Source organism: Streptomyces sp. NPDC048331 (assembly GCF_043201215.1).
In the GTDB taxonomy this organism is placed as follows: Bacteria; Actinomycetota; Actinomycetes; order Streptomycetales; family Streptomycetaceae; genus Streptomyces.
This window is the reverse complement of record NZ_JBICYT010000053.1, coordinates 34,914-42,544: the sequence shown is the minus strand read 5'-3', so window position 1 is coordinate 42,544 and position 7,631 is coordinate 34,914. Positions and strand designations below refer to the sequence as shown.

Annotated in this window: 5 protein-coding genes; 3 read left to right on the top strand and 2 right to left on the bottom strand. The window is 69.4% G+C overall.

Translation table 11 applies throughout. The features are described 5' to 3' along the window. Positions 1-102 precede the first annotated feature (102 nt). Complete coding sequence (locus tag ACGFYY_RS38565; RefSeq protein WP_393716839.1) at positions 103-792, bottom strand: class I SAM-dependent methyltransferase; 690 nt, start codon at positions 790-792, stop codon at positions 103-105. Positions 793-928: 136 nt separating this feature from the next. After that, positions 929-1,804, bottom strand: coding sequence for a DUF4394 domain-containing protein (locus ACGFYY_RS38560; RefSeq protein WP_393716837.1), 876 nt, complete (start codon positions 1,802-1,804; stop codon positions 929-931). A 1,070-nt stretch (positions 1,805-2,874) separates the two neighbouring features. Between ACGFYY_RS38560 and ACGFYY_RS38555 the strand changes: the two genes are divergently transcribed. The 3 genes from ACGFYY_RS38555 to ACGFYY_RS38545 all read left to right on the top strand — a co-directional run bounded on the left by ACGFYY_RS38555 (position 2,875) and on the right by ACGFYY_RS38545 (position 7,620). Beyond that, positions 2,875-4,479 carry a DUF4331 domain-containing protein gene (locus tag ACGFYY_RS38555; RefSeq protein WP_393716835.1) on the top strand — a complete coding sequence of 535 codons (1,605 nt, stop codon included), beginning with the start codon at positions 2,875-2,877 and terminating at the stop codon, positions 4,477-4,479. Between the two features lie 106 nt (positions 4,480-4,585). Continuing rightward, positions 4,586-5,935 (top strand): tetratricopeptide repeat protein, encoded by a 1,350-nt coding sequence (locus ACGFYY_RS38550; protein WP_393716833.1) that lies wholly within the window; start codon positions 4,586-4,588, stop codon positions 5,933-5,935. Further along, the gene (locus ACGFYY_RS38545; RefSeq protein WP_393716831.1) at positions 5,932-7,620 is read left to right on the top strand and encodes a nickel transporter; all 1,689 of its coding nucleotides are present in this window, start codon (positions 5,932-5,934) and stop codon (positions 7,618-7,620) included. Before ACGFYY_RS38550 ends, ACGFYY_RS38545 begins: the two co-directional genes overlap by 4 nt. Positions 7,621-7,631 lie beyond the last annotated feature (11 nt).

Below are 7,631 nucleotides of genomic sequence, written 5' to 3'. Positions count from 1 at the left end.
AGGCGAATCCGGCCGCGTCACCAGCCCTCACCCCGCTGACCTGCACCTTCAACCCGGCAGGTACTCCAGAACCCCTGAATTACGCGGAACGCAGGGACGTGCTCAGCGGCCGGCGGCCCGCAAGGACACGAAGTGACGCCCCCGCCGTGACGTCCACCGTTCCCCCGCCGCCCAGCCCGCATCCGCCGCATGGCGGGGGAGAGCGTCCGCTCCGACCGTGGCCCAGGGGAATGAGCCGCGTACGGGACGGTGCCCCTCGTGCAGCCGGGCCAGATGTCGCCGGTCGGTCCCCCCGAGCGGGACCTCGACGATCAACAGGCCCCCCTCGGCCACCAACGCCCGGATACGGCACAACAGCGCGGGCGGGTCTCCGCCGATGCCGATGTTGCCGTCCAGGAGCAGTGCCGTCTGCCAGCGGCCCTCGTCGGGAAGCGGGTCGAAGACCGACCGGCACAGTACGCTGCTTCCCCGGCTCACCGCCGCCCGGACCGCGGGCAGGGAGATGTCGATGCCCAGGGCGCGATGGCCTTGTTCGTCAAGAGCCTTCACCACTCGGCCGGGGCCGCATCCGATGTCGAGCACGGCTCCTTTACAGCGGCGGACCACCCCCATGTCGCAGGCGTCCGCCCGCCCGCACCACCGGGTGGTCGCAAGCGGCAACACCCACCCCGTGCCGTCCCTCAGTGACAGGTCCGTGCTGCCGCAGACGAGAGCCCGTGCGTAGGGGGCGGCGTTCCAGTGCTCCAGCGACCGGTCGCGCCGCTCGGCGCCGGTACCCGAATGAGCAGACAAGGATTCCATACCGTTCGTTGAAGTCGGCGTAGCCACATCATGTGGAGGACGGAAGGGACGATGAACCGGCGGTGGTGTGCGGGCGGCCGCACTATGGGCGGCCACCCGCACGCCGAGGCCGGTTCAGAACTCGGGGCTACTTCTGGTTGAGGGGCAGGGCCAGGTCGGTGACCTGGTACTTCTTCGGGAAGGCACCCTTGTTCGTGGCTTTGCCGGTCAGGAGGTCGATCGAGTACAGGCGGTAGGAGCCTGCCGTGCCGATGGCGGCGAAGCCGTAATTCGTGCCGGCGGCCGCGTTGAAGTAGATGTCGAATCCGGCGTCCAGGTCGGCGCTGACACCGAGGTTGCCCGTGGGAGCGAGGGTGCCGGCGTTGGCCGGGGACTGCAGGGAGATCCGGTCGGCCATCGTGTCCAGGTCGAACAGGGTCGTCGCGGTCGCGGTGTTCAGGTCGTTGTTGGTGTAGGCGGCGCCGGTGACGCCCATGGCGGTCGACGGCGGGGTGGTGGGGTTGGTGAGGGTGCCGTCGACCGTGGTGGTCAGCGGGGCTGCCGGGTCGTCGATGTTGTGGCGCAGGTTCTGGCCGGTGTTGGAGATGACGCGCAGACGGTTCGCTGCGGGGTTGAAGTCCACGCCGAAGGTGGTCCCTGCCAGCGCGACGGTCAGCTGGGACACCTTCGTGGCCTGGGCGTTCATGGTGTCCAGGGTGTAGATGCCGCCCCGGTCGCCGACGCCGTACAGCTTCTCGTTCTGGACGCGGAAGTCGATGCCGACGAGCTTGGTGTCGCCGGAGAGGCCGGAGACCTTGCCCAGCGACCAGGTCTTGGACGGCTTGTTCACGTCGAACTCGACCAGCCGCTGGTCGCCGGTCAGGCCGATCGCGCTGAGGCCGCCCTTGTGGTCCATCGCCGGCAGGGTCTTTGGCGGGTTGTCGTCGGCCGCGGCGAGCGAGGGCGCCGCGCACAGGGCTGCCAGAACGGCTGCGGAGACCGCGGTCGCGGTGAGATTGCGCATGTTCACTCCATTCATCGGTGCCTCGGCAAGGGTGGCCGACGGCTTATCGGGGGATTCGTCACCACCACCGCAGCGGACAGGCACCGGGAGCGGAAGCCACCCGCACGGCCCAGGAAACGGCGCCCGGGCTACGCCAGCCGGGTGGCGACATCGTGTCCCCGGCAGTCCACGGCGTCCTGGACGTACTACCGGCGGAGACGGTGTGTTCATGCATACGGATCAGGGATGGCAGCGCACGGAGTGCGCGGGGCTCGAGGTCTGCCTGAAGGGGGACGAGGTTCGCGGACTGAGGCTGCTGGGCTGGGAGGCGGCCCTGCCCCGCTCACTGGCCGTCGTCCTGGGCGTTCAACCGGCCATGGCCCCACACCATCCAGCGGCACGATCACCGGGAGGAGCCTTCGCACAGTCCGCCCGGTCGATCGCCTGAGGGGAATCGCTCTCGCCTGCAGCTCGCGAGGACAACTTCCCTCCGGACCGGTGGCGAGGCCGTGATCAGGCGCAGAACAACAGGCCCACGCAGAGATGAGGCTGTTCCTGTGTGAGCTGGGCCGTCCACGGGGAGAGCCGCGATCCGGTGGTGCCGTTCGTACACGGCGAAGTGCCTGCCGGCGCACTGCCGGGACGGCCCGTCGCGAACGCTGCGGCACCGACACGTCACGGCTCCACACCTCCGTGGCGCTATTGCAACTAGCTTGCAATAGAAGACTGTTGGCTCGTTCGGGCTAGCGTGAAGCTGCGTGTCGCCGCAGCCTTTAAGCCGATGTAGCCGAGCGCCCTCGTGGGGCTGGCCTGCGGATTCGTCGTCCTTCTCGCATCGCGGATGCCGGCGTGGACTGGCTGGTGGGCGCGCGGCGGGCGCCGTGCGTGGTTTCCTTCGGCCTGCGCGACCCCGCGCCAAGGTGTGTCCAGGCCTGGTCAGTCCCCGTTGCCTTTCCTGACCCTGCCCGGGCAGTGCGAACCCCGGTTCGCCGCGGTGCCGACCGCCACCCGAACAAACCCGAAGCGGCACCGACGCCCGCCCGATCCGGCCGGGCCCGGTACGCACCCTGTTGGGAAGGAAGCACGTTCCAGTGAAGGCAACACCTGCGGCGTCCGGCCGACGCCGGCTGCTCGACCACTCCCTGCTCGTCCTCGGCTCCGGCGCGCTCGCGACCGCTATGGCCGTCCTTACCCTGGGCCCCGGGGTCAGTTCCGCCTCCAGCCACCGCGAGGCACCACTGATCGCGGGCGACCCGCGCGCGGACAACACCGACGTGTACGCGTTCACCAGCCCCGACAAGACGGACACCGTCACGATGGTGGCGAACTGGATCCCGATGGAGGAGCCGAACGGCGGCCCGAACTTCTACGCCTTCGGCGACGACCTGCGCTACAACATCAAGGTCGACAACGATGGCGACGGCAACTCCGACGTCACCTACACCTGGCGCTTCCGTAACAGCTACCGCGACGCCGCCAACCAGTTCCTGTACAACACCGGCCAGGTCACCTCGCTCAACGACCCCGACCTGAACTTCCGTCAGTTCTACGATCTGGTCGTCACTACCAAGGGCAAGAGCCGCACCATCCTGGAGAACGTGCCGGCCGCCCCGTCCCGCACGGGCAAGGCCTCCATGCCTGACTACACCACGCTGCGCAACCAGGCCACCCTGAACCTGCCGGGCGGCGGCAAGACGTACGCGGGGCAGGCAGAGGACCCGTTCTTCGCCGACCTGCGCGTCTTCGACCTCCTGTACGGCGGCGACCTGAGCGAGCGCGGCCAGGACACGCTGGCCGGCTACAACGTCAACACCATCGCCATCCAGGTCCCCAAGAGCCAACTCGCGCTGAACGGGAACAGCTCGCGCAACCCCGTGATCGGCATCTGGTCGACCACCGAACGCCAGGGCGTCACGATCAGCGACTCCCGCGAGGCGCAGCACAAGAAGGACTGGAAGCAGGTCTCGCGTCTGGGCAACCCGCTGGTCAACGAGGTCGTCGTCCCGATCAAGTACAAGGACGCCTTCAACACCCTCAACCCGTCCCAGGACCGCACCGTCCAGCCCGTCGTCGACAAGGTCCTCGACCCGATCCTGCCCAAGCTCATCCAGCAGGTCTACGGGATCCCGGCCCCGCCCACACCGCGCAGGGACCTCTTCGAAATCTACCTCACCGGCATCTGCAAGGCATGCGGCCCCATCCAGGCCGATCTCAACGCCCACCGCCTCAACCAGGACGCCAACCTCAAGAAGATCGTCCCCGCCGAGGAACTACGCCTGAACACCGCAGTCCCCCCGACCGCGCTGCCCAACCGTCTCGGCGTCCTCGCCGGCGACCTGGCCGGCTTCCCCAACGGACGCCGCCTCGCCGACGACGTCATCGACATCTCCCTCCAAGCCGTCGAAGGCGCCGCCCAGACCGGCCAGCTCGTCCCCGCCCTCGCCGACGGAGACAAGGTCGACACCAACGAAGTCCCGTTCGGCACCACGTTCCCGTACGTGGCGCTCCCGCACACCAAGAACGTCAACACCGGCCCCAACGGCCCGGAGCGCAACGCCGAGCAGTCGACGATGAAGAACTCCGCGGCTGAGCTTCCCGCCCTGACCACGTCCCACGCCACGGCCATCGGCGGGCTCGGCGCACTGCTCCTCGGAGCCGGCGGCTTCCGCCTGCGCCGCCGCAACAAGAACAGCTGAACCGGCCGCAGCCCGACGACGGCTGCGACCCACGGTGTCAGGGCCTGGGCACAGGACCGTCCGGGCCCTGACACCGGTACCACCAGGAACCGGGGAGGACCCTTTCGTGCCGCACCATGCCACCGCACCGCCATCCACACCTCAACCGTCACAGGCGCGCAGACGGCTGCGCAGCACCGCGGTCGTACTGGCCCTGGGAGCGGTCATGTTCACCGTCGGCGCGGTCGCCCTGAACCCGAACGGAGGAACCGCCGCCCAACCCACAGCCACCGCCCGGGCGGCAGGACCAGCCCCCGGCTCCATCCAGGCGCTCCAGGCACGCGTGACCCGCCTACCGAAAGACCCCGGCGGTTGGGCGGCGCTCGGCATGGCCTACGTACAGCAAGGACGTACGACCGCAGACCCGGCCACCTACGCCCGTGCGGAGAAGGCCCTGCGGACCTCGCTGACCGTGCAGGGCACGGACAACACAGACGCCGAGATCGGCATGGGAGCCCTGGCCGCGGCCCGACACGACTTCCCCACCGCCCTCGACTGGGCTCTCAAGGCCACCACCAGTGACCCCTACAGTGCCTCCGCCCACGGAGTCCTCGCCGACGCGTACACACAACTCGGCCGCTACGACAAAGCGGACGAAGCCGTGCAGCAGATGGCGGACCTGCGCCCGGACGCGGCCTCCCTGGCCCGCGCCTCCTACGCCTTCGAACTCAAGGGCGACACCAAACAGGCCCGCGACCTGATGCGCCGCTCCCTCACCGCGGCCGCCACCCCGGCCGATTCGGCCTTCGCCCGCGCGGTCCTGGCCTCCCTCGCCCTCCAGGACGGCGACGCCCAAGGCGCGCTGACCGAAGCACAGAACGGGCTGAGGGCCGCGCCCGGCGATGCGGCCCTGCTCGAAGCGCGAGCCCGCGCCTACGAAGCCCTGGGCGACACCCCCAAGGCGGTCGCCGACTACCGGGCCGCCATCGCCATCGCCCCGCTGCCGCACTACCTGCTGGGCCTGGGGGAACTGGAACAGTCCCTCGGCCACCGCGACCAAGCGGAAGCCCAATACACACTGCTGCGCGCTCAGGACCGGATCCGGGGGAACAATAAGGCACCGGCCGATGCTGACGCGATCCTCTTCGAAGCCGACCACGGCAACCCGCAGCAGGCCGTCACCATGGCCGAAGAGGCCCTGCGTACACGGCCGTTCATCGCCGTCCACGACGCCTACGCCTGGGCACTGCACCGGGCCGGCCGCGACACCGAAGCACTCGAACACGCCGACCGGGCACTGGCCCTGGGCACCCACAGCGCGCTCTACCACTACCACCGCGCCGCCATCCAAGATGCCCTCGGCCACCTCGAGGACGCACGCCAAGACCTTGCGCAAGCACTGCGTCAACCCGGCTTCCACCCCCTGCACGCCAGCGATGCCCGCGCCCTGCTCCAGCGAATCGACACCAGCGAATGAACCACACCCTTCACCGCACCCTCACCGCCCTCGCCGGCGCCGTCCTCGCCGCCACCGCGGGCGTTGCCGCAGCCCCCGCCGCGAGCGCCCACCCACTGGGCAACTTCACCGTCAATTACCACACCGGCCTTACCCTGCGCCCCGACCGCATCGACGCCAAGGTCATCGTCGACCGCGCCGAAATCTCCGCCCTCCAGGAACGCACCCTCATCGACACCGACCACGACGGCAGCATCAGCGCCCCCGAAGCCCGTGTTTACTCCGAGAACGCCTGCGCCGTCCTCAAGCGTCAGCTCCACGTCCTCGCGGGCGGCCGTAACGCCGACTGGAAGGCGACTTCGGCCAGGCTCGAATACCAGCCCGGCGAGGCCGGCCTCAAGACCAGCAGACTCACCTGCGAACTCACGGCCCCCACCACGCTCACAAAGCCGACCGACATCTCCGTGACAACCAGCTACGACACCCAGCGCATCGGCTGGAGAGAAGTCACAGCCACCGCACAAGACATCAAGATCACCCAGTCCGACGTCCCGGCCGTCTCCACCACTCGCGAACTGCGCGCCTACCCGCAAGATCCTCTCGCCTCCCCCCTCGACCAGCGCGCCGCGAACCTGCGCACCGAGCCCGGACAGGGCGCGGGCCTGGTACCCGCAGCGGCGGACATCCCTGGGGCCGGTCTGGTCACCGGCACCATCGGCAAGGTCACCAGCATGTTCGACTCCCTGGTCGGAGCGAAGGAGATCACCCTGCCCGTCGGGATGCTGGCTCTGCTCCTGGCCGTCGTGCTGGGAGCCTCGCACGCCGCCATGCCCGGCCACGGCAAGACCATCATGGCCGCCTACCTCGCAGGACGCCGCGGCACCCGCCGAGACGCCGTCACCGTCGGCGCCACCGTCACCCTCACCCACACAGCAGGCGTCCTCATCCTCGGCCTCGCCCTGCCCGCCGCCACCCACATCGCCGGGGAATCCGTCCTGCTCTGGCTCGGCGCCGCCAGCGGACTGCTCGTCACAGGCATCGGCCTATGGCTCCTGGCCGGCGCCCTCCGCGGCAAAACCACCCTCCACAACCACCATGACCACGGCAATCACGGGCACACCCACGATCACGAGCACCCGCACGACGCCCACCATCACCACGAGCACAGTCACCACGACGACGATCACAGCCACACCCATGACCACCACGGGCTCGGGCCTGCTCGCAGACCCGGCAAGCTGATCCCCTCCAGGCGCGACGCCCTAACCGACCAGCCGCACGAGAGCGGCCGCGTCGCCACACTCACTCCCGCGCACCACGCACACTCCCACCCCACTGCGCCACTGGCACCGAAGGCCGCCAGGCGCCCGGCGAAGACCGGCCTCATCGGCATGGGCATCGCAGGTGGCCTCGTCCCCAGCCCCTCCGCCCTCGTCGTCCTCCTCGGCACCGTCGCCCTGGGCCGAACCACGTTCGGCATCACCCTCGTCATCGGGTACGGACTCGGCATGGCCGCCACCCTCACCCTCGCCGGACTCCTCCTCGTCCACGTACGCGAACACATCGAAACCCACCGCCGAACCCACGCACTGCGCGAGAACATCCTGCTGCGCAAGATCGCCCGCACCGGCCCCGTTCTCACCTCCCTCCTCGTGATCGCCGTCGGATTCGGTCTCACGGCCCGCGCAGCAACGGGAGGCGGATAGAGACATGGGCC

Coding starts and splice junctions, on each gene's coding strand:
- ACGFYY_RS38545 (WP_393716831.1), top strand. CDS start 5,932: ATGAACCACACCCTTCACCGCACCCTCACCGCCCTCGCCGGCGCCGTC.
- ACGFYY_RS38560 (WP_393716837.1), bottom strand. CDS start 1,804: ATGCGCAATCTCACCGCGACCGCGGTCTCCGCAGCCGTTCTGGCAGCC.